The organism is Bacteroidota bacterium (genome assembly GCA_016213405.1).
In the GTDB taxonomy this organism is placed as follows: domain Bacteria; phylum Bacteroidota; class Bacteroidia; order Palsa-948; family Palsa-948; genus Palsa-948.
Map to the genome: position 1 here is coordinate 1 of JACRAM010000003.1, position 20,347 is coordinate 20,347.

Here is a 20,347-nt window from a genome sequence, read left to right on the forward strand (position 1 = left end):
GGAGTATTGTTTAAATCATCGGGGTGGGTATCGTAGATGAAAAGTTGGGAGAGTGTGAGGTTGAAAGCGGTTGCCAATGTTTTTGCATAGGTGATGGAGGTATCGGTTTTTCCTTCTTCGATGAGCTGGAGCTGGCTGATGGAAATTTTTGTGAGGTAGTTGAGTTTTTTGAATGAGTATTTATTTTCTGTATGAAGTTTATGAATGTGCTTGCCGAATTTAACGCGTGTGTCTTCATCGTCAATGTTTTTCATGCGTAAATATGGCATGAGGAAAAATTTATTTGTACCGATGTATCGGTAGATTGGGAAGATTGTTGAAAAGTTTTTTATCCGGGATTACACAGATTTCCGAAAAGGCAAATACAGATTACACCGATTAAGTCCTGTGAAATTGCCCTCCAAGCCTCCCCCATTGTGGGAGGGATTATCCCCATTATCGAAATATGAAAAGGAAAAAGGCGGGAAGTTTATTTCCTGCCTTTTGTTGCTCCTCCCGAGCCCCCTCTCTGTATCTCTCCCCCGAAGGGGAGAGAAAAGCATGGGGTGGGGAAAATTATTTTATGACTACGATTTTATCTTGTTTTATTTTTTTGTTGTTGGAAATGACCTCATAGAAATAAATGCCTTCATGCAAATCTTTTTCTGAGATGCTGAGTTGGTTGGTTTCTCCGAACAACGGATAGCTTTTTAGTTTTCTTCCTGCTAAATCGTAAATGGAGAGTTGGGCAGCCCCCTCCTTGCCTCCCCCGTTAGGGGAGGAAGTTAAGTTTTGAGGGATGAAATATGAAATAACCATTTCTCCGTTGCTGGGATTTGGATAGATGGAAATTGCGGGTAGAGGTTGCAGGTTTAAGGTTTCGGGTTCATGAATAGTATTTTGAATTCTTGCCGATGAAGGGCATAGTGTATTTACGTTAAAAGTAATGGCATTTATTTTTGTATCGGGAGTACCTTGCACTCCGCCACTGGTAACATTCGGAGTAAAATTCTGCACTGTTATTACGGGTGAAGAAACCAATGGAGTTATTGATGTTTCGTTGCAGCCGCTGTTTCCGGCAGCATCGGTTTTGATGGAGTAAATATCAAAATCGCCTGCGCCAAAACTGCCAGTAAAACCGCAAATGTGATATCCGCCATCATTGGTTTCATCCAAGGAACGGGCAAAGTCCAAACTACTGCCGCCATAAGCCATTGACCATTGCACATTACCTAAACTGTCGGTCTTTAAAAGCATCACGTCTGTTGTTCCAGCGCCAAATGACCATGTAGATCCTAAAATGGCATACCCGCCATCAGTAGTTTTTATAATGCGGTCGCCAATATCGCTGCTGTTTCCTCCGTAAGTTTTTGACCAGATAACATATCCTTTGTTATCCAGTCGCGACAAAAGAAAATCATGCATGCCCGCTCCAAAAGATTGAGTATACCCAACTGCGATATATCCATTTCCTCCGTTCAGTTCTAAAATATTCTGATAACTGTCATTGGCGGCATCGCCATAAATGCTGCTCATTTGAATTGCCCCCGCTGAATTTGCTTTAAACACATATGCATCAAAACTTCCTGATACGGAAGTAGTGGCTCCCGCGCAAATGAACCCATCGTCATTGGCAATTTGAGTATTGAAGACCTGGTCATGCCCGCTCTTTCCTATGCGTTTAGTCCATTGCATACTGCCATTAGCATCAGTACGAACGAGGTAAATATCTTTTCCTCCAAAAGGACCGGGCTCAACGTCTCCGCTTAAAAGCAAATCTCCGTTTGAAAACTGGTTAACGGATATGCCTCGCTCAATTTTATCTGTTCCATACGTTCTTGACCAGATCAGGTTTCCGTTTTGGTCAAGGCGCAATAAATACATATCTGAAAATCCCTGCCCGAATGAAGAAGTATGACCCAACACAAGAAACCCACCGTCTGGAGTGGCTGTAACGGGTTTTGCAATCTGACCGATCGGCTGTATGGGGTCGCGGTCAAAGAGAACATCATCATTATTGCCTCCAAAGGTTTTTGACCATTGTATTTTCATCTTATCGTCTGTTTTTATCACAAAGATATCGTCTCCGGAGGAAGCGCCTTTTGTTGTGCCTGCAATAATAAACCCTCCATCGGGGGTATGCATGCAGTATGAATTGGTTTCATCGCCAGGACTTCCAATGGTGATTTGATAGGTAGTGGTGACATTGATTGTTATGCAGGATGTATTGCTTCCGCACTGGTTTGATGCAATAAGGCAAGCATTATATATTCCTTCATTTTGATAGACATGTGTTGGATTGGCATTTGTATCAGTATTGCTGTCTCCAAAATCCCAGAAATAATTTATTGTTCCTGCACCAACAGTATTATTTGTAAAACTTACCTCTAAGGGCTGTGCGCCTGCGGTTGGGGACGCAATGAAGTTTGTAACTGGTTTATCAATGATTGTAATTGTTTCTTGAGTTGTATTTTTACATCCAAGTGAATCAGTAATAACTAATGACGCAGTATAAACACCGGCTGCTTCGTATTTGACTACTGCATTGGCTAAATTAGATGTATTACCATCACCAAATGACCATGAATATATATAAGGAAAGATACCGCCAATAACATTACTCATAAAATGAACACTATCACTTACGCATTTTATAGAATCGGCCCCAATAAAACCTTTTACTTTAAGTAAAATTAATTTTATTGGTTGTTGTTGATACCATCCTTCTAAAGTATTGTATCCAACATCTTCTAATATTAAACCGTTTTGTGTTGCAAATGAAAAGCGAGTTTTTGTATTTATGTTTGCTAAATCATCAGATGTAAAAGAAAATGTGCCATCATTCTTAGTTATTACTGGCAAGACAGAAGTAATTATATTGTTGTTAGTATCCAGTAATACTATTTTGAAATTTGACAATGGTATGTTTCCACAGGAAGAACCGCTTTCAAATACGCCAGAAAAAATTGTACATGCTGATCCCTTTTGTTTATTTAATACAATAATCTTTTGAGAAATTGTATCTGAGCCGCAATTATTAGTTGCTATCAAACTTATATTATATGTTCCTGGTTTGCTGAACGTATGAATGGGATTTGTTTGAGTGTTTTGTGGCTTTCCATCTCCAAAATTCCAAACATATGTAGAAGGATTAGGCGAAGATGTTTGGTTAATAAATGATACCTGTAGCGGAGCACATCCGAAATAAATAGATGCTGAAAAAGCTGCAATTGGTTTGCAAATCACGGTAACATTTTGCAAAGCAGTATCACTTGCTCCGCAATTTTCTAAGCCAATAATTGTGATAGTATAATTGCCAACGGCAGCATATACGTGACATGGATTTTCTAATGTACTTGTAGTTCCATCTCCAAAATCCCACAGATATGAATCATAAAATTTAAGAGGGCTATTGAAGCAATTGTTTTGGTTTACGCAAACACGTCTTGTTTGTGAAGACACAACTAATGCTGACAATATCAACATAGATAAAAATAGCACTATATATTTTTTCATTGGAAAGATTTTGAATTATAGGTTATAACTTTTGTATGAGATAAGAAATAATACATTGAGCCAGATACTATTATTAATCCTAAAGAAATAAATTGATGTACAGTTAAACCTAAGGACACTTTTTCATTTATGCGAATAAACTCTATGAAAAAACGAAAGAAGGAATTAAAAAATAAAAAAGCACAAAACACCTGACCTAAAAAGTGTTTGTTCTTTTCTAATCGGATTAGAAATAACAATAGTACAAGATGTAGAAGAATTTCATATAAAGGAGTTGGATGAACGGGAAGTATATTTGGTGCTGCGCCATAGGGAAAATACATTCCCCATGGTAAAGTAGTCCATTGTCCGTAACAACTATCTCCCGATAAAAAACAGCCCAACCGACCAATTGCGTATGCTACACAGCATACAAGAGAAGAAAAATCTAAGATTGTTAAAAGGGTTACACGAGGAATGAATTTCATTAATATTGGAATCAAAATCAAAATTAATAACAATCCTCCATACCAACTAAATCCGCCATTATCCAATACAAGACGCATAAAATCCTTAAAACTATGCGAATGGTCACTTATCAAAAACACTTCCGATACAGATAATATTCTTGCTCCGACAAATCCAATCAATGTAATTATGGAAACAACAAAATAAAGAATAGGGTTTGGAAAAGTATGTCCGATTTTTTTTCTGTATAAATAAATAAAATAAAATGTGCAAATAATAGCATTCAGAAATCCTGCAACTAACGTATACCATGAAGTGGTGAACTCTCCAATATGCGATGCTGGAAACATTTTTTATTTTGTTGTACTATTATTTTAAAAACCGTCCCTATCATACATCACTGCTGCTTGTTGAATCGTTTTGCCTTCCATTGCAGGGATATTTCTTTTCAACTTAATAAGTTCTTGTTTAAGCGCAGTGGATTTTGTTTTTGTAATTACTTGAGTCACCAATTCAGTGAAAGAATTAATATTTTCCTTTCCTATTAGTAAACCTTTCAAAGAATTATTGCTTTCACATCTGAAGGCAGCATCTACTAAAGGAGCATTTATTGTTTTAAAATTATTAAGGGCTTTTTGAAGTTGCTTATATTTTGGTAAAGGTGATGTTGCCATTGTTATAAGTTCATTCTGATTTTCAATGAAAAGATTTCTTAAGATGTTAATATTAAAATGTACTTTATTTGATGCAAAAAGGGATATATTTTTCATAGCGTCTTGCGAAATGCTTGTAGCGTCTGAAGCTATTCTGCTGTTGCAACAATTGCCATCACAAGTGCAGGTGCAATCTTCAGATGGAGGTGGAGTATAAATTCCTCCTTTTAGTCCTTCATCATGCGAAGTAACAAACATAAAACAATCTATGGAAGAAGTTTGACCTACATCTTGCCCTCCATATAGCCGTGTCATTGCAAAAACATCCAATCCAGATAATGTTCTGTCACATGTCCCTAGTTTCAGAACAATGCCATCCATTACATCTGATTCAACTCCAGGCGGATGGTGCTTAATACCAGCAACGTGACCAAGTTCATGTAAAATTGCAGATCTAAAGTCATAAGATGAAGGACCATATGTGCCACAATCGGAATCCCCGCAAAGCATCCAAAGAGCATATCTATTAATGACTATATCAGCACCACGAATTCTAGGCGCAAACCAATTACTACAGTCTAGACCTGTTTCAGAAAAATATCTGTGGGTAACTGCTAATTTGTTTTTTTGAGTATTGGTGGCATCAAACTCAGGGAAAAAAGTTCCATTATCAACACCAATCACATTAAATTCCGGATTGGATGGATTGGCACCGGATTCATCAAATAGAATAGGGAATCCAGTAGGCAATGTTGATACATCAATAGTAAAATTGAAAAAAGAACCACTTATATTATTCCATTGATTAGCCGCAGTAGTAATTACATTTGATGGATTCCCTTCTGTTCCAGAAGGAGAACTATACCACATGGGAGACATCTGTGTTACAAGATTGGCATGTAAATTCATTGTGACATAAAAATCAGCATCATAAAATTTAACATTATTCAAATCAACATACCTGCCCGCATATTGCACATCAAATAAATCAAAAGAAGTACAGAATAGGAAAACTAAAAGAATATAAAATATGCTTTTAATTTTTGAAAACAATGTTCGTTTAATAGTATTCATGTTTTATGAATTTAGTTTTAAAAAATAATTTTAAATCTTCGGTTTTATTTTTCACCGCGTCATTATAGGTATCGTTGTGCATGGGCAGGGCAAATGCCTGCGGGCAGTATTTATCATCATACTTATTGAAGTTAAATTTTTTTGATGCTTTCCATAAAAATCTGATTTGGTAACTAGTAGTTTTACTTAATAAAAAGATACTTTCATCTCCAATTTTATATTCAGTTATATGTGAATAATCTCCGTATGCTTTATCAGTATAACACTCATAGCCCATAATATCCTTTGCTAAAACAACATCCCCATTTTTAAGAGGGAAATATGAGTGTATTATATTGGTAACTTCAATGGCATATTCTGTTTTATAATATAAGCAAACCGTAGTATCTTTTGGCTGCCTTTTGTCAATCACTTTCCCTTTTATTATAGCATCCTCTTCAATAGCAGAATAAATATCTTCATAAGACAGAGATTTAAAGGAAAATTTTTTATTGTTTTCTGATCTTACAAAAGAATACCAACCAGTATCAATTTTATTTTGAATAACAGGCAGTAAATACAATATGCCTGTTATATCAGTGTCTGGTCCTGATACAAGGGCTTGCCTGATAGTTCCATATCTTATAGCATATTTAATTAAATTCATCGTATCCTGCTTGGAGAGTTGTTTTGGGTAGGCAGTATCCTGGAAGTAATGATAATAATCACAATCAAAATATCCCTTATGTTTCTGCTGACTCATGCTGCTGTTGCAAGATATAATTAAGAAAAGAACAACCATTCTTAAACTGTGCATAAAAATATGTTTTATCCGATTTATCATCATCAAGCAACTTTTAAAATAATTCACTTTTTGAAATTATAAACAATATCAGTTGTGAGCACACTTATTTGGGAAGCATCACGTCCAATATAACCAACATAGCTATTATTACCAGTATAGCTATTGTTGTAATTATTACCAGTATTCCAATAAATTTTATTTATGAATTTATAGCATATTACAAGATTGTCAAAACTAAACCCTAAAAAAATATTTTTACCAATGCGTGTATTTATTCCTGTTCTTATACCGATAACCACAGGCGTCTTAGAAACTAAATCTAAAATATATTGATCTTCCGACTTAACTATAGCTATTCCTGCTTTTAAATCAATAAAAGGATTAACAGAATTATTTTTGTTAAAGGTGAATCGGGGAGAAATAGTAATGACAGAAGGATTAAAAATATTTTTTGAAATAAAATTATTATAGATGGAAAAGTAGTCTAATCTAACAGAAGTATTTTTCGTTAAACTCCCTTGAACTCCTATGCCGAAATGCATATATGGTCTTTTTGTATCAATATTCAGAGGCACACTCCAGTTATTTATTATTCCAAGATTAACCATAGAAAAATTTGCACTTACTTCTTTAAAAAGATATTTTTCTTTTGGTTCAAATTCAGAATTTTGAGCAAACAGTAAATGAATATTGAGAAACAAAAAGAATAAAGAAATAAATAATTTCAGGTGTGTGCACATGAGTTAAGAATTAAGTTTAGCGCGGTTTAAAAGCAAAGAGCAATGATAGAACAGAACAAAGGTATGATTTGCAAGATGAAAAGCAAATTATTACGGATGATTTTTTTTGCGTGATGTTGCAGTGGAAATCCTTCTCGCGAGCAACGCCCTCACCCCTGCCCCTCTCCCGTAGGAGAGGGGAATGGTTTGGGTGGGGTTCTTTTTCCCCCGACATAAATGTCGGGGCTATTACTATTTCACTCCTACGGAGTGAAGAAAAAACCATACTGTTGTTTGCGCGAACGATTGAAGTGGAAAGCCCACAGCACGAGCAACGCCCTCACCCCTGCCCCTCTCCCGCAGGAGAGGGGAATGGTTTGGGTGGAGTTCTTTTTCCCCCGACATTTATGTCGGGGCTATTACTATTTCACTCCTACGGAGTGAAGAAAAAACCATACTGTTGTTTGCGCGAACGATTGAGCCAATTGTTTGAGCTCTTTTTTGCGATTGATGCGAGAAGAACGTTGTGTGAGATTGCTTCGTCCCGATAAAAATCGGGACTCGCAATGACGGTACGCAAAAAAAGCGAGTGGCGAAAGCGTGACCCGAGGACATCCACCGTTTCGCAACAACCCCCTGTTGTCCCCCTTTGTTAAGGGGGAGAAAGGAGGGACGCGCCCAAGAAAAAACCAGTGAGGCATCTGAATATTCATTGATACTAATCGTTTCCCGAACTCAGAAGGAGTCCTTCGGACATCAGGAGCCGGCATTAATTTTGCGCCTTCATAATAATTTGTAAATTCGTGTTCGCAGATTACACCGATGAAAAACAGATTACACCGATTATTATTCCATCGAAGTACGAACTTCATACGAACATACGAACTACGAAACTCATTTGGCAGTATAGCACTCTTTATTGCTTGTTGCCTCCTGCTACTGCCGCCTGCTGTTTTTTCCCAATTCTACAGCGGCTCGCAAATGGAGTTTGGAAAAAACAGGGTGCAGTATGATGAGCCCCGCTTATGGCAATGGTACAAGTTTGAAAAGTATAATGTTTATTTCTACATGGGCGGAAAAGAACTCGCCATTTACACAGCGCAGAAAGCAAAAATATATACAGAGAAAATTGAGAAGATGCTTGACTATAATCTGGACGACAAAATTGAGTTCATGGTTTTCAACAAGCAGAGCGATTACAAACAGAGCAACATAGGGCTGGAATATGAAGAGCCGTACAATGTAGGCGGTGTAACAAAAATTGTTGGCGCAAAAGTATCGCTGTATTTTGACGGTGACCACGCAAAGTTCGACAAGCAGATAAAAGCAGGCATTGCTGAAGTGCTCATCAACCAGATGATGTATGGAGGAAACGTAAAAGATGTGGTAAAAAATTCCACGCTTCTGAATCTGCCTAACTGGTATTTGCAGGGATTGATTTCTTACATCTCCAACGATTGGGATACAGACATTGACAGCCGTGTGAAAGACGGCATCCTCACCAACAAATATAAAAAGTTCAACGGGCTGGATGGCGCTGATGCCATATGCGCTGGTCATTCGATCTGGAATTACATTGCGGAAACGTATGGAGAATCGGTCATCTCCAACATTTTGTACATGACCAAGGTTACCCGCAATGTAGAAAGCGCTTTTCTTTTTGTGCTGGGTGTTTCCATGAAAAACCTTACCAGCGAATGGATGCAGTATTACACCGACCGATATAACGAGCAAGATGATTCAAAAATCCTTCCTGAGAAATCGTTGCTGAAGAAAATCAAGCGTTCAAGAGTTTATCAGCGATTTAAAACAAGCCCTGATGGAAATTATGCGGTGTATACTACCAATGAACTCGGACAATACAAAGTATGGCTCTATGATTTCAAAAAGCAGAAATCAAAACGTATCATGAAGCGGGAACAAAAGCTGGACAGACCATCCGATTATTCTTACCCGCTTCTCGCCTGGCATCCTGACGGGGAACGCTTCACTATTATTACAGAAAAAAAAGGAGAACTCCTTTTGCAGTATTACAACATTTCCACAAAAAAACTTGAAACACTTAAACTATTCAACTTCGAAAAAATTGTTGACTTCTCTTATTCAGATGATGGAAGGCAGATGGTAATGTCTGCCGTGCAAAACGGACAAAGCGATATTTTCGTGTACAACCATGGCGCAGGAAATGCAGATCAAATCACAAAAGATATTTACGATGACCTCAACCCAAAATTCATTAATGGTTCATCAAAAATTATTTTCTCTTCCAACCGACCTAATGATACGATTCGCTTTTTTTCCGCTTACCCTCTCTACCTGAAAGCAGAACTTCAGCCGATGGAGAACAACGATTTGTTCATTTACAATTACAAAGCAAAATCTCCGGTGCTGAAAAGAGTAACCACCACTCCGCTCGTGAACGAAACCTATCCGTGTGAGTTTGATAAAGAGCATCTGTGTTTCCTGAGCGATGAAAACGGAATCCGCAACCGCTATCTGGGCGTGCTCGACAGCGCTATTTCGTATGTTGACACCTCGGAGCATTACCGTTATTTCACTCGCACCTATCCCATCACAAATTATTCGCGAAATATTTTAGAACAGGATATTAATCTTAAGTCAAAGAAAATAACAGAGGTGGTTTTCAATGAGAGGAAGTACAGAATGTTTATGAGCGATATGGCTGAAAACACTGCCGGGCTGAATTCTCCTCTTATCAATACCGCCTATGAAAGTTCTGTGCTGAAACGGATTACAAAAAAAGAACAGGAACAGAAAAAAGAAGGCGAAAGCAAAACTGTTCAGTCAGTGCAGATAATCATTAACGAAGAAAAGCCATCAGAAAAAAAAGACAGCTCAGGAATTGACATTAACAATTATGTTTTTGATAACGAACCGAAAAAGCAAACCAAGAATCCTCCTGTAGAAACCAATAAAACTTCTCCCGATACGGCTACTGCCGCAGTGGCTGCCCCTGCCTCTTTCTTTCTTCCGCAGCAAAGAAATTATTTCATCTTTTTCTCCACAGATTATGTGGTAACGCAGCTGGATAATTCATTCCTCAACGCATCGTACCAGAAATTTTCAGGACCCGGTCCTGTTTTTCTCAGCCCCGGCTTTACCGGATTTTTCAAACTTGGGCTCAGCGATTTATTTGACGATTACAAAATCACAGGCGGTGTGCGCATTTCATCTGACCTGAACAGCAACGAATATTATCTCAGTTATGAAAACCGCCTGAACCGGCTGGACAAACAAATTATTTTGCACCGGCAGGCATTGGATTACGCGCCTTTTTTAAAGATTCACACGCACCAGGCAAAATACACAGTGAAGTGGCCCTTTACAGAAACTGCCGGAATAAGAGGAACCATTGATGCCCGCCAGGACCGAACGGTTTATTACGCTTATGATCTTCCCACTCTTAAAAAACCAAATGAGTTTGAATACTGGGGCGGAGGCAAACTGGAATTTGTTTTTGACAACACGCGCAAGCGGGGTTTGAATTTATATTACGGAACACGTCTGAAAGTTTTTGGAGAATATTTCAAACAGTTAAACAAAAACGAAACGGATATTACCATCCTTGGATTTGATATCCGCCACTACACAAAAATTCACCGCGACTTCATCTGGGCAAACCGCCTTTCGGCAAGCTCTTCCTTCGGAAAGAAAAAATTAATTTATTACATGGGCGGAGTAGATAACTGGTTTAATCCACAGTTCAACTACAACACGCCCATCGACTATAAACAGAATTACGCCTATCAAACGCTCTCCACTCCCATGCGCGGGTTCCATCAGAACATCCGCAACGGAAACAGCTTTGCGCTTTACAATACCGAACTCCGCCTTCCTCTTTTCCGCTACCTGATGAATAAACCGCTCAAGTCAGATTTCCTGAATAACTTTCAGGTGGTAGGATTCGGAGACGTTGGCACCGCGTGGACAGGCAAATCTCCGTATGATGACGAGAATTCTCTTAACACGCAAATTATTGGCGGTCCGCCCAATCCCGTTACCGTAGTTGTTCAAACAAAACGCGAACCGATGGTTGCAGGATACGGATGGGGAATAAGAAGCCGCCTGCTCGGTTATTTCATGCGCCTCGACTGGAGCCATGGATGGGAAGATGGAAAATTTCAGCCAAAAGTTTTCTACTGGTCGTTCTCGCTGGATTTTTAAAACAGCATGAAGAAAATTATTTCATATTGTTTGTTGTTCTGTTTTTGCACCTTATTTTTTACAACTTGCAAAAAATATCCTGAGGGACCCAAAGTTAGTTTGCGAACAAAAATGGCGCGCATTACAGGCGTATGGGATGTGGAGTATTATGAAGTGGATGGTATTGACTCCACCTCCTATATTTTAAACTCCCCTTATTATTACAGATATTATTTTCAAAGAGGACCTGGAGCATGTATAAGTAAAGAAATGCATCCTTTAGATTTAATCATGGTAAATCAAGTCAGTCAAAAGCACTGTTGTGGTTGGGATATATCAGATTCAAAGGATTATATATATATTGAAGTCCCAGCAGCGTCCCAATTTTACTCTTTTTTCCCACTCGGTGGCATAGTGAAAGGTGGGTGGGATATACAACGCCTGACAAATAAAGAATTATGGTTAAAACTATCTGATATTTATGTAAAATACCATAATCATAATTATTACATGAAACTAAAAAAAGTATCTGAAAAACCATGAAGAAAATTATTTACATATTGGAGTTTATATCGAATAAGAGTTTATGTTGGGCTGAAGCCCGTTTGTTCTTCGTTTTTCAGTTGCCACGACCTTTCCCGAAGGGACTCCTTCGGAGAAGTCGTGGCTAATAATGCAAAATACAGTGTGGGCTTTAGCCCTGATTTTTATGAATTAGAATATACAATTCTTATTCGATATATTGTCTATTACTGTTTGTTTTTTCCTTCCCACAGGCATCCGCCTCTGGACTCTGTGAAACACAATAATTTCTGATTTCCTAAAAGAAATATCTTTACCCCGTTGAACAATGAAGTTGTACGGGGTTTACTCTTTCTTAAATTCTCTTCGTGAACAATAAATCTTATTCTATGAATGATATTTTCATCCTGCTCGCGCTGGGATTGGCTGCGGGCATTCTCAGCGGAATGGTGGGCATTGGAGGAGGCATTGTGATTGTGCCCGCTCTCGTTTACTTCCTCGGTTTTTCACAGCACAGCGCGCAAGGCACCGTGCTGTTTATGTTCCTCCTTCCCATCGGCATTCTTGGAGTTTTCAATTACTGGCAGGCAGGGCATATTGACTGGAAAGTCGCCTGCATCATAGCATCCACTTTTTTCATCGGGAGTTTTATCGGCTCCAAAACCGCCATCGCCATTGACCAAACTACGCTCAAAAGAATTTTCGGAGTGATAATTTTTTTACTTTCTCTAAAAATGATTTTCGGAAAATAAAAAAGGATGAAGACGGATTTGAAAAGAGATTCAAACGGATGAAAGAGAAAATAAAACAGTTGGCTAAAAATTATTTGAATGAAGTGATTCAGATTCGCAGGCATCTTCATGCGCATCCTGAACTTTCATTTGAAGAATACAATACGTCAAAATTCATTGCATCCAAGCTGAAAGAATTTGGAATTCCTTTTAAAGATGGAATTGTAAAAACAGGAATCGTTGCAACTATAAACGGAACAAAAACTACTTCCTCCCCCCGAGCTGCGCCCCCTACCTACGGTAGCCTCCAGAGGGGAACAGAATCCTGTATAGCATTGCGAGCTGATATGGACGCGCTCCCCATCACCGAAGCAAATGACGTGGAATACAAATCAAAAAATACCGGAGTGATGCATGCCTGCGGACACGATGCGCATACTGCTTCCCTTCTTGGCGCAGCAAAAATTCTGAACGAACTGAAAGATGAATTTTCAGGAACAGTAAAACTTATTTTTCAGCCGGGAGAAGAAAAAGCTCCCGGAGGCGCATCGCTGATGATACAAGAAGGCGTGCTGGAAAATCCAACACCCTCTGCCATTTTCGCGCAACATGTTTTTCCGAATCTAGCTGCCGGACAAGTTGGTTTCCGCGCAGGGAAATACATGGCAAGCACCGATGAAATATATCTCACCGTGAAGGGTAAAGGCGGGCATGCAGCCATAAAAGGATCGTATGTGAATCCGCTTCTCATCGCTTCAGAAATTTTACTTGAGCTTGAAAAGAAATTCAACTCCCCTCTCCTTGGGAGAGGGGCTGGGGGTGAGGCAATCCCCACTGTTCTTGCTTTCGGAAGAATGCATGCGAATGGCGCCACCAATGTAATTCCCGATGAAGTAAAAATGGACGGTACTTTCCGCACCATGGATGAAGCATGGAGAAAAGAAGCGCATGGCATCATTCAGCAAATTGCTGTTTCAAAAGCAAAAAGCAGAAGCGGTGATTGTGATGTGAATATCATGGCGGGATATCCCGCACTAATCAACGATGAGAAAACAACCTCTCGGACAAAAAAATCTGCTGAAGAATATCTTGGAAAAGAAAATGTAGTTGAACTGGAGCAACGAATGACAGGAGAAGATTTTTCTTTCTTCGCTCAAAAAATTCCTGCCTGCTTCTATCGTATCGGCACCGGAAATATTTCCAAAGGAATTACTTCAGAGGTACACACCCCTGCATTTGACATTGATGAAAAAGCCCTGCAAACAGGAACGGGGCTGATGGCATGGATTGCAATGAACGAGCTACGCTAGATATTCTTCACCACTAATTGCACCGTATATCTGCTCTTATGTTCAAGGAAAACTTTCTTTCCAATACAAACCCTGTCAATCGTGAGCTGATTGTAATAGCGGATGGTAATTAACTCAAGATTCTCATTGTACAGCACCCGAAAAATTTTCTGAAGCGTTCTGATAAGTTCGGGAATTTTTTTTTCATCATTATCCAAACACACCGAAAAACTAATGGCTGAATTCTGCATCACATTAATTTTCACCTGATGTTCGGCAAAAGTTTTAAATATATCGCTGAAATTTTCTTCCACAATGAATGAAAAATCTTTTGGAGAAATAGAAAGCAGAATCTGATTCACCTTGAAAATGAAACAGGGGATCGGAAGCGGTGATTGCTGGTCGTTTATCACCGTTCCTTTTTCATCGGGATGAAGAAACGATTTTACATAAAGCGGAATTTTTTTATTCTGCAACGGCTTGATGGTTTTCGGATGAATCACGGTTGCGCCATAGTAAGAAAGTTCGATCGCATCCTGATACGACATCTGGGCAATCAGTTTTGTTTCATCAAACCATTTCGGATCGGCATTCATCACACCCGGCACATCTTTCCAGATGGTAACGCTTTCCGCATTTGTGCAAAAAGCAAGAACTGCTGACGTATAATCAGAGCCTTCTCTTCCGAGAGTGGTTGTAAAGTTATCTGAAGTGCCGCCCAGAAATCCTTGCGTGAGAATGATGTCTGACTTATTTTTGTCAAAATGCTCTCTTACAAGTTTTTCCGTCAAGTTCCAATTCACTTTTCCTTCTCTCCAGGTATTATCCGTCTTGATTATTTCCTGAACGTTTAACCATTTATTATTTATTCCTGTTTCATTCAAATAGGCGCTTACAATTTTTGTAGAAATGATTTCCCCCTGAGAAACTATCTGGTCGTATTCCTTGTTATAATTATCAGAAGGCATTCTGCTGATTCTTTTTTCCATTTCCTGAAACACTTTTTCAATATTGGAATAAACGGAATGTGAAGAATCAGGAAACAATACTTTAATAATGCCAAAATGATATTTTTTTATTTCCTCCAGAATGATCTGAGGATTTTCATTTCGAAAAAAATAAGCATTCGTAAGTTTTTCAAGCGCGTTAGTGGTTTTACCCATGGCAGAAACAACTATAATAATATTCTCATTCAGGAAATGCTTTAGAACTGATGCAACGTTGCGTACTGAGTCAGTATCCTTCACAGAAGCACCGCCAAACTTGAAGACTTTCATACAATATTTCCTGTTATTTTTGTGCAACTCACGGTCAGTAAAATTTCAGAAACAAAGATATTATTTCCTGAACAAGCACCTTCACATAGTTTCCTTTGATGTTCCATTTCCTCCCGATTACGGAGGAGTAATTGACGTTTTCTATAAACTTAAAGCTCTTCATCAGGAGGGAATAAAAATTCATTTGCACTGTTTTGAATACGGAAGAGGGCAAAAGAAAGAGTTAGAAAAATATTGTGAAAATATTTTTTACTATAAAAGAAAAGTCAGCAAGCATTTGCTCTTTAATTCGCTTCCTTATATTGTTGCCAGCCGCTCTTCGGAGGCATTAGTTAAAAATTTGTTGCAGGATGATGCACCGATTCTTTTTGAAGGTCTGCATTGTTGTTTTCATTTAAGTGACGAACGATTGAAGAGCAGAAAAAAAATTGTGCGCATGCACAATATCGAGCACAACTATTATGCAAATCTGGGGCAGATAGAGAAAAGTTTTTTTCGAAAAAAATATTTTGAAGCCGAAGCAAAAAAGCTTGAAAAATTTGAATCCGTTCTTCACAACACGAATGCCATCGCTGCTATTTCTCCTGCCGACACTAAGAAACTTTCTGTACGCTATAAAAATGTTTCGAATGTAATGGCGTTTCATCCTCACGATAAAATTGAAATCAAAGAAGGTAAAGGAGATTTTGCATTATACCATGGTAGTTTAGCTGTTGGAGAAAATAACAAAGCCGCGCTATATCTTGCAAATGAAGTTTTTAATGATGTTGCTATTCCTTTGATTGTTGCAGGCAACGGAGCATCATCTGAATTAAAAGAAGCAGTAAGCAAAAGAAAAAATATTCAGTTGAAAGAAAACATTTCAACACAGGCGATTTATTCTCTTATTCAGGAGGCACAGATAAACATTCTCCCCACTTTTCAGGCAACAGGAATAAAACTCAAACTCCTTTCAGCACTTTACAGCGGCAGGCATTGCATGGCAAACTCTCCCATGGCAGAAAATACAGGACTTGAATCTCTGTGCTCAATTACCGATTCTCCCCATGAAATGAAAAAAGAAATTTTACAGCTGATGAATATTGAATTTAGCGGAGAAAACAAAGCAAAACGTGAAAAAATTCTAGGAGAACATTTTTCCAATAAAGTAAATGTCAGAAAACTGCTTGAGTTATTTTAGTATCACTTATTCTCCCACCCTCACATCGGATTGTCCTTCCGGTAAAATGTTCAAAGAGATGAAAATCATGGGTGGCAATGAGCACCGCCCTGCCCGCCTTGCTGATTTCATACAGCAACCCTACAATTTCCTGGGCGGTTTCTGTATCCAGATTTCCCGTTGGTTCGTCTGCAAGTATCACTTCGGGTTCGTTGATGAGGGCGCGGGCTATCACCACCCGTTGCTTCTCCCCGCCTGAAAGTTCATGAGGCATTTTGAATCCTTTTGTTCCGAGATTCACTTTTTCCAGAACTTCTTGCGCGCGTTTTTGCATTTCTGCTTTATCTTTCCAACCCGTTGCCTTCATCACAAAAAGTAAATTATCATTTACACTTCGATCAGACAGCAGTTGAAAATCCTGAAACACAACTCCTAATTTTCTTCTGAGGTATGGAATTTCTTTCAACTTCATTTTTTTTAAATCATATCCTGCAATTTTTCCTTCCCCCTGTAAAAGAGGAAGGTCTGCATAAAATGTTCGGAGCAAACTGCTCTTTCCACTTCCTGTTTTTCCTACGAGATAAACAAACTCTCCTTTATCAATAGTAAGCGAAACATCCGTAAGTACAAGATTGTGTTTCTGAAAAATAGATGATTTGTGGAGTTCTATGATAGTGTCAAGAGACATGATGCAAAGTTACACAACTCATTACGAAGAAAAGAAAGAGAGGTGTTTCGTATCAACAATCCCACGTTAATAAGTAGATGTCGTTGATTATTTTCTTGCGTCTACTAGGTATAATTTTATTCCTTATTATATCGTTGCAGGATTATGGACAAACGTACATCTCTTTACATCATTCTTTTGGGAATTTTATTTTTGTTATGCATTACCGTGTTTTCACAAAAGACCGCCATTTATACAAACCCGGATGCGGATTTCAAAACAGCGCTGGAACTTTTCCAGAAGCAGAAATACGGTTCGGCACAAAAGCAGTTTTTGAAAATCGTTCATCGTTATCAGAACGAACAGAACAATCTCACAAGAATTGACGCTGAATTTTATTCCGCACTTTGCGCATTGGAACTTTTTAACAAAGATGCAGAACTTCTTTTGAAAAATTTTATTACCAATCATCCTGAAAGCCCGCAGGTGCAGACGGCTTACTTTCATTTGGGAAAATATAATTACCGCAAGAAGCAGTATAACAAAGTAATTGAATGGTTTCAGAAAGTAGACATTTATGATTTAAACAACGAAGAACTTTCAGAATTTTATTTCAAGCGGGGCTACAGTTATTTTGAGGAAGATGATCTTGAAAAAGCAAAAAAAGATTTCTTCGAGATAAAAGACATAGACAATAAATATGCGGCTCCGGCTACGTATTACTTCGGGCATATTTCCTACTCGGAAAAAAATTACCAGACAGCGCTTCAGCATTTTTCAAAACTTAAGAGAAATGAAAACTTCGGTACGATTGTCCCTTATTATATCGCACAAATATTTTACATGCAGGGAAAATACGACAGCGCTATTGTTTACGCAAAACCTCTTCTTGATTCTGCTTCGGCAAAACGCGCTCCAGAACTCACAAAAATAATAGGAGAATCATACTACAGAACCAATCGTTATAAAGAATCTATTCCTTATCTTGAAAAATATAAAATGATGGTTGGCTCCCTCAATCGCATGGAATGGTATCAGCTGGGGTATGCCTATTACAAGAACGGAAACTATGAATTCGCCACAAACTGTTTTCCGAATGCTACAGGTGAAAAGGATACCATATCCCAAAATGCTTATTACCACTTAGGCGATTGCCAGGTAAGGCGTTCTCCAAACGCTGGAGGAAAAGCAGAAAAAATTCTTGCTAAAAATTCTTTTGAGATGGCTTACAAATTAGATTTTGACAAACAGGTATCGGAAGACGCGCTTTTCAATTACGCTAAACTCTGCTATGAACTTTCTTTCAGCCCGTTTAATGAAGCTATTGGCGCGCTGAATGAATATATCAGCAAGTATCCTGCCTCTCCAAGATTAGATGAATGCTATAAATATTTAGTCAGTGTTTATCTCTCTACAAAAAATTACAAGGAAGCGATGAAATCCATTGAGAGCATGAAATCGCTGAATGATGAAATGAAAACTGCATTCCAGAAAATTGCTTTCATGCGCGGGCTTCAACTTTACACAGACAATCACTTGCAGGAAGCCATCATTTATCTGAACAAATCATTAATGTATCCCGCCAGCAGAACTTTTGCTTCGCTTGCTTATTACTGGAAAGGAGAATCCTTCTATATGTTGTCAGAAAAAATGAATGTGTCATTCGGACTGGATTCAGCCATCATTGGATATAAAGCTTTTCTTTCTTCACCTGGCGCAATCAACAACAATGAATTTTTTGTGGCGAACTACAATCTTGGCTATGCGAATTTCAAAAAAGCAAGTTATACAGAAGCGAATGTCTGGTTCAGAAAATATGTAGGTCTGAAATCGAATGAGCCGAAAGAAAAAATCAATGATGCTTATTTGAGAATCGGGGATGATTTTTTCATGACAAAGGATTACAACAATGCTGTTGATTATTATGACGAAGCGCTCAAAACAGGAAATCGCGATGCGGATTATGCGATGTATCAGAAATCACTTGCGCTGGGCGTGATCGGAAAACGTGAAGCAAAATCAAACACACTCACTGAACTTCTGAAAAACTATTCCGGAAAAACAAAATATGAAGCCGCAGCTAAATATGAACTTGCAAATACCTATCTGCAACTCGGCAATGATGACAATGCGCTTACTTACTACAAAAAAGTAGTGAACGAGCATCCGGAATGTTCTTACACCGGCCGCTCTATGCTTCAGATTGGTTTGATTCAGTCAAAGAAAAAAGATTATGACGGAGCCATTGCAACGCTTGATAAAGTTCTTGCCGCTTATCCGAAAACCACCGAAGCGTTTGAAGCCATCAGCGCGATGAAAGATATTTACCGTGCAAAGAGCGACATGGATGCTTATGAAGAGAAACTGAAAAATATTCCCTACGCTGCCATTTCACTTGCATCGCTTGACTCCAGCAATTACGATGTGGCATTTGATTATTACGACAAAGGAGATTGTGACAATGCAAATAAATTTTTTCAGAAATATCTTACAAAATATTCCGATGGGATTTTCATACTTGACGCTACTTACTACAAAGCTGAATGCGATTACAATAACAAAAACTATGATTTGGCACTCGGAGGTTACCAATATGTGATTGACAAGCCCTACAGCCAGTTCACAGAATCATCTCTGCTGAAAGCTTCCTACATCAATTTCAAAAACAATAATTATCAAAATGCATTGCACCAATACATCCGTCTCGCACAGGTGGCAGAATACCCTGCCAATATGAATGAAGGCAAGATCGGAGAAATGAGATGCCAATGGGTGCTTGGAAATTATGAACTGGCAACAGAAGCGGCACAAAAAGCTCTCCCTCTGGAAAAAATTTCAAATGAAATAAAAGCAGAGGCGCATCTCATCATCGGAAAATCAGCTCTGGAAAAACAGAATTATGATTTGGCAACGAGTGAGTTTTCGTCCATTGCATCTCTAACATCCAGCGAGAAAAAAGCAGAAGCAACATACAATATCGCCTATGTTCAGTACTTGCAGTCGAAATACAAGGAATCGCAGAAAACAGTTTTTGAATTAATCAATCAGGATCCGGGATACGATTACTGGGTGGGAAAAGGATTCATTCTTCTTTCTGATAATTATGCCGGGCTTAATGATCTCTTCAACGCAAAATACGCTTTGCAGGCATTGATTGACAAATCAACCCATGCGGAACTCATTGCAGTAGCAAAAGAAAAACTGAATAAAATAAATGAAGCGGAAGCAAAGGCAAAAGCCGAAGCCGAAGCAAAAAAAGAAAAGAAGAGCGATACGCAGATTCAGTTTACGCCCGATAATCCGAAGGATTCGGTCTTATATAAGGAAGAAGGAAAATAGAAACTCAGCTCTTTCTATATAGAAAGA

Annotated in this window: 14 protein-coding genes; 6 read left to right on the plus strand and 8 right to left on the minus strand. The window is 38.5% G+C overall.

Annotated features, from left to right (window positions below):
• The 6 genes from HY841_00205 to HY841_00230 form a co-directional block, all read right to left on the minus strand.
• Positions 1 to 269 (minus strand): helix-turn-helix transcriptional regulator (locus HY841_00205; GenBank protein MBI4929154.1); only part of this gene is annotated, 269 nt, incomplete at its 3' end.
• Positions 270 to 555: 286 nt separating this feature from the next.
• On the minus strand, positions 556 to 3,495 hold the full coding sequence (locus HY841_00210) for a PKD domain-containing protein (protein MBI4929155.1): 2,940 nt from the start codon (positions 3,493 to 3,495) through the stop codon (positions 556 to 558).
• On the minus strand, positions 3,492 to 4,292 hold the full coding sequence (locus HY841_00215) for a prolipoprotein diacylglyceryl transferase (GenBank protein ID MBI4929156.1): 801 nt from the start codon (positions 4,290 to 4,292) through the stop codon (positions 3,492 to 3,494). Before HY841_00215 ends, HY841_00210 begins: the two co-directional genes overlap by 4 nt.
• Positions 4,293 to 4,316: 24 nt before the next feature.
• Positions 4,317 to 5,669: a hypothetical protein gene (locus HY841_00220; GenBank protein ID MBI4929157.1), complete on the minus strand. Its 1,353-nt coding sequence runs from the start codon at positions 5,667 to 5,669 to the stop codon at positions 4,317 to 4,319.
• Entirely contained in the window at positions 5,656 to 6,465 is an 810-nt protein-coding gene (locus tag HY841_00225) for a hypothetical protein (GenBank protein ID MBI4929158.1), read from the minus strand. Before HY841_00225 ends, HY841_00220 begins: the two co-directional genes overlap by 14 nt.
• A gap of 50 nt (positions 6,466 to 6,515) precedes the next feature.
• Positions 6,516 to 7,193, minus strand: coding sequence for a hypothetical protein (locus HY841_00230; protein MBI4929159.1), 678 nt, complete (start codon positions 7,191 to 7,193; stop codon positions 6,516 to 6,518).
• A 960-nt stretch (positions 7,194 to 8,153) separates the two neighbouring features.
• On the opposite strand from HY841_00230, the gene HY841_00235 reads away from it, so the two are divergent.
• The 4 genes from HY841_00235 to HY841_00250 all read left to right on the plus strand — a co-directional run bounded on the left by HY841_00235 (position 8,154) and on the right by HY841_00250 (position 13,899).
• On the plus strand, positions 8,154 to 11,357 hold the full coding sequence (locus tag HY841_00235; GenBank protein MBI4929160.1) for a PD40 domain-containing protein: 3,204 nt from the start codon (positions 8,154 to 8,156) through the stop codon (positions 11,355 to 11,357).
• 6 nt (positions 11,358 to 11,363) lie between these two features.
• Positions 11,364 to 11,879 (plus strand): hypothetical protein, encoded by a 516-nt coding sequence (locus tag HY841_00240; protein MBI4929161.1) that lies wholly within the window; start codon positions 11,364 to 11,366, stop codon positions 11,877 to 11,879.
• A 368-nt stretch (positions 11,880 to 12,247) separates the two neighbouring features.
• Positions 12,248 to 12,610 (plus strand): sulfite exporter TauE/SafE family protein, encoded by a 363-nt coding sequence (locus tag HY841_00245; protein MBI4929162.1) that lies wholly within the window; start codon positions 12,248 to 12,250, stop codon positions 12,608 to 12,610.
• A 38-nt stretch (positions 12,611 to 12,648) separates the two neighbouring features.
• Positions 12,649 to 13,899, plus strand: coding sequence for an amidohydrolase (locus tag HY841_00250; GenBank protein MBI4929163.1), 1,251 nt, complete (start codon positions 12,649 to 12,651; stop codon positions 13,897 to 13,899).
• On the opposite strand, the gene HY841_00255 is transcribed toward HY841_00250, so the two are convergent.
• A complete protein-coding gene (locus tag HY841_00255) occupies positions 13,896 to 15,155 on the minus strand; it encodes an aspartate kinase (GenBank protein ID MBI4929164.1) in 1,260 nt (419 codons plus the stop codon). The genes HY841_00250 and HY841_00255 overlap by 4 nt on opposite strands.
• Here HY841_00255 and HY841_00260 point away from each other — a divergent pair.
• Positions 15,142 to 16,335, plus strand: coding sequence for a mannosyltransferase (locus tag HY841_00260; GenBank protein ID MBI4929165.1), 1,194 nt, complete (start codon positions 15,142 to 15,144; stop codon positions 16,333 to 16,335). The genes HY841_00255 and HY841_00260 overlap by 14 nt on opposite strands.
• On the opposite strand, the gene HY841_00265 is transcribed toward HY841_00260, so the two are convergent.
• Positions 16,310 to 17,002 carry an ATP-binding cassette domain-containing protein gene (locus HY841_00265; GenBank protein ID MBI4929166.1) on the minus strand — a complete coding sequence of 231 codons (693 nt, stop codon included), beginning with the start codon at positions 17,000 to 17,002 and terminating at the stop codon, positions 16,310 to 16,312. The genes HY841_00260 and HY841_00265 overlap by 26 nt on opposite strands.
• 144 nt (positions 17,003 to 17,146) lie before the next feature.
• Here HY841_00265 and HY841_00270 point away from each other — a divergent pair, with 144 nt between their 5' ends.
• Positions 17,147 to 20,320 (plus strand): tetratricopeptide repeat protein, encoded by a 3,174-nt coding sequence (locus HY841_00270; GenBank protein ID MBI4929167.1) that lies wholly within the window; start codon positions 17,147 to 17,149, stop codon positions 20,318 to 20,320.
• The last annotated feature ends 27 nt before the right edge of the window (positions 20,321 to 20,347 follow it).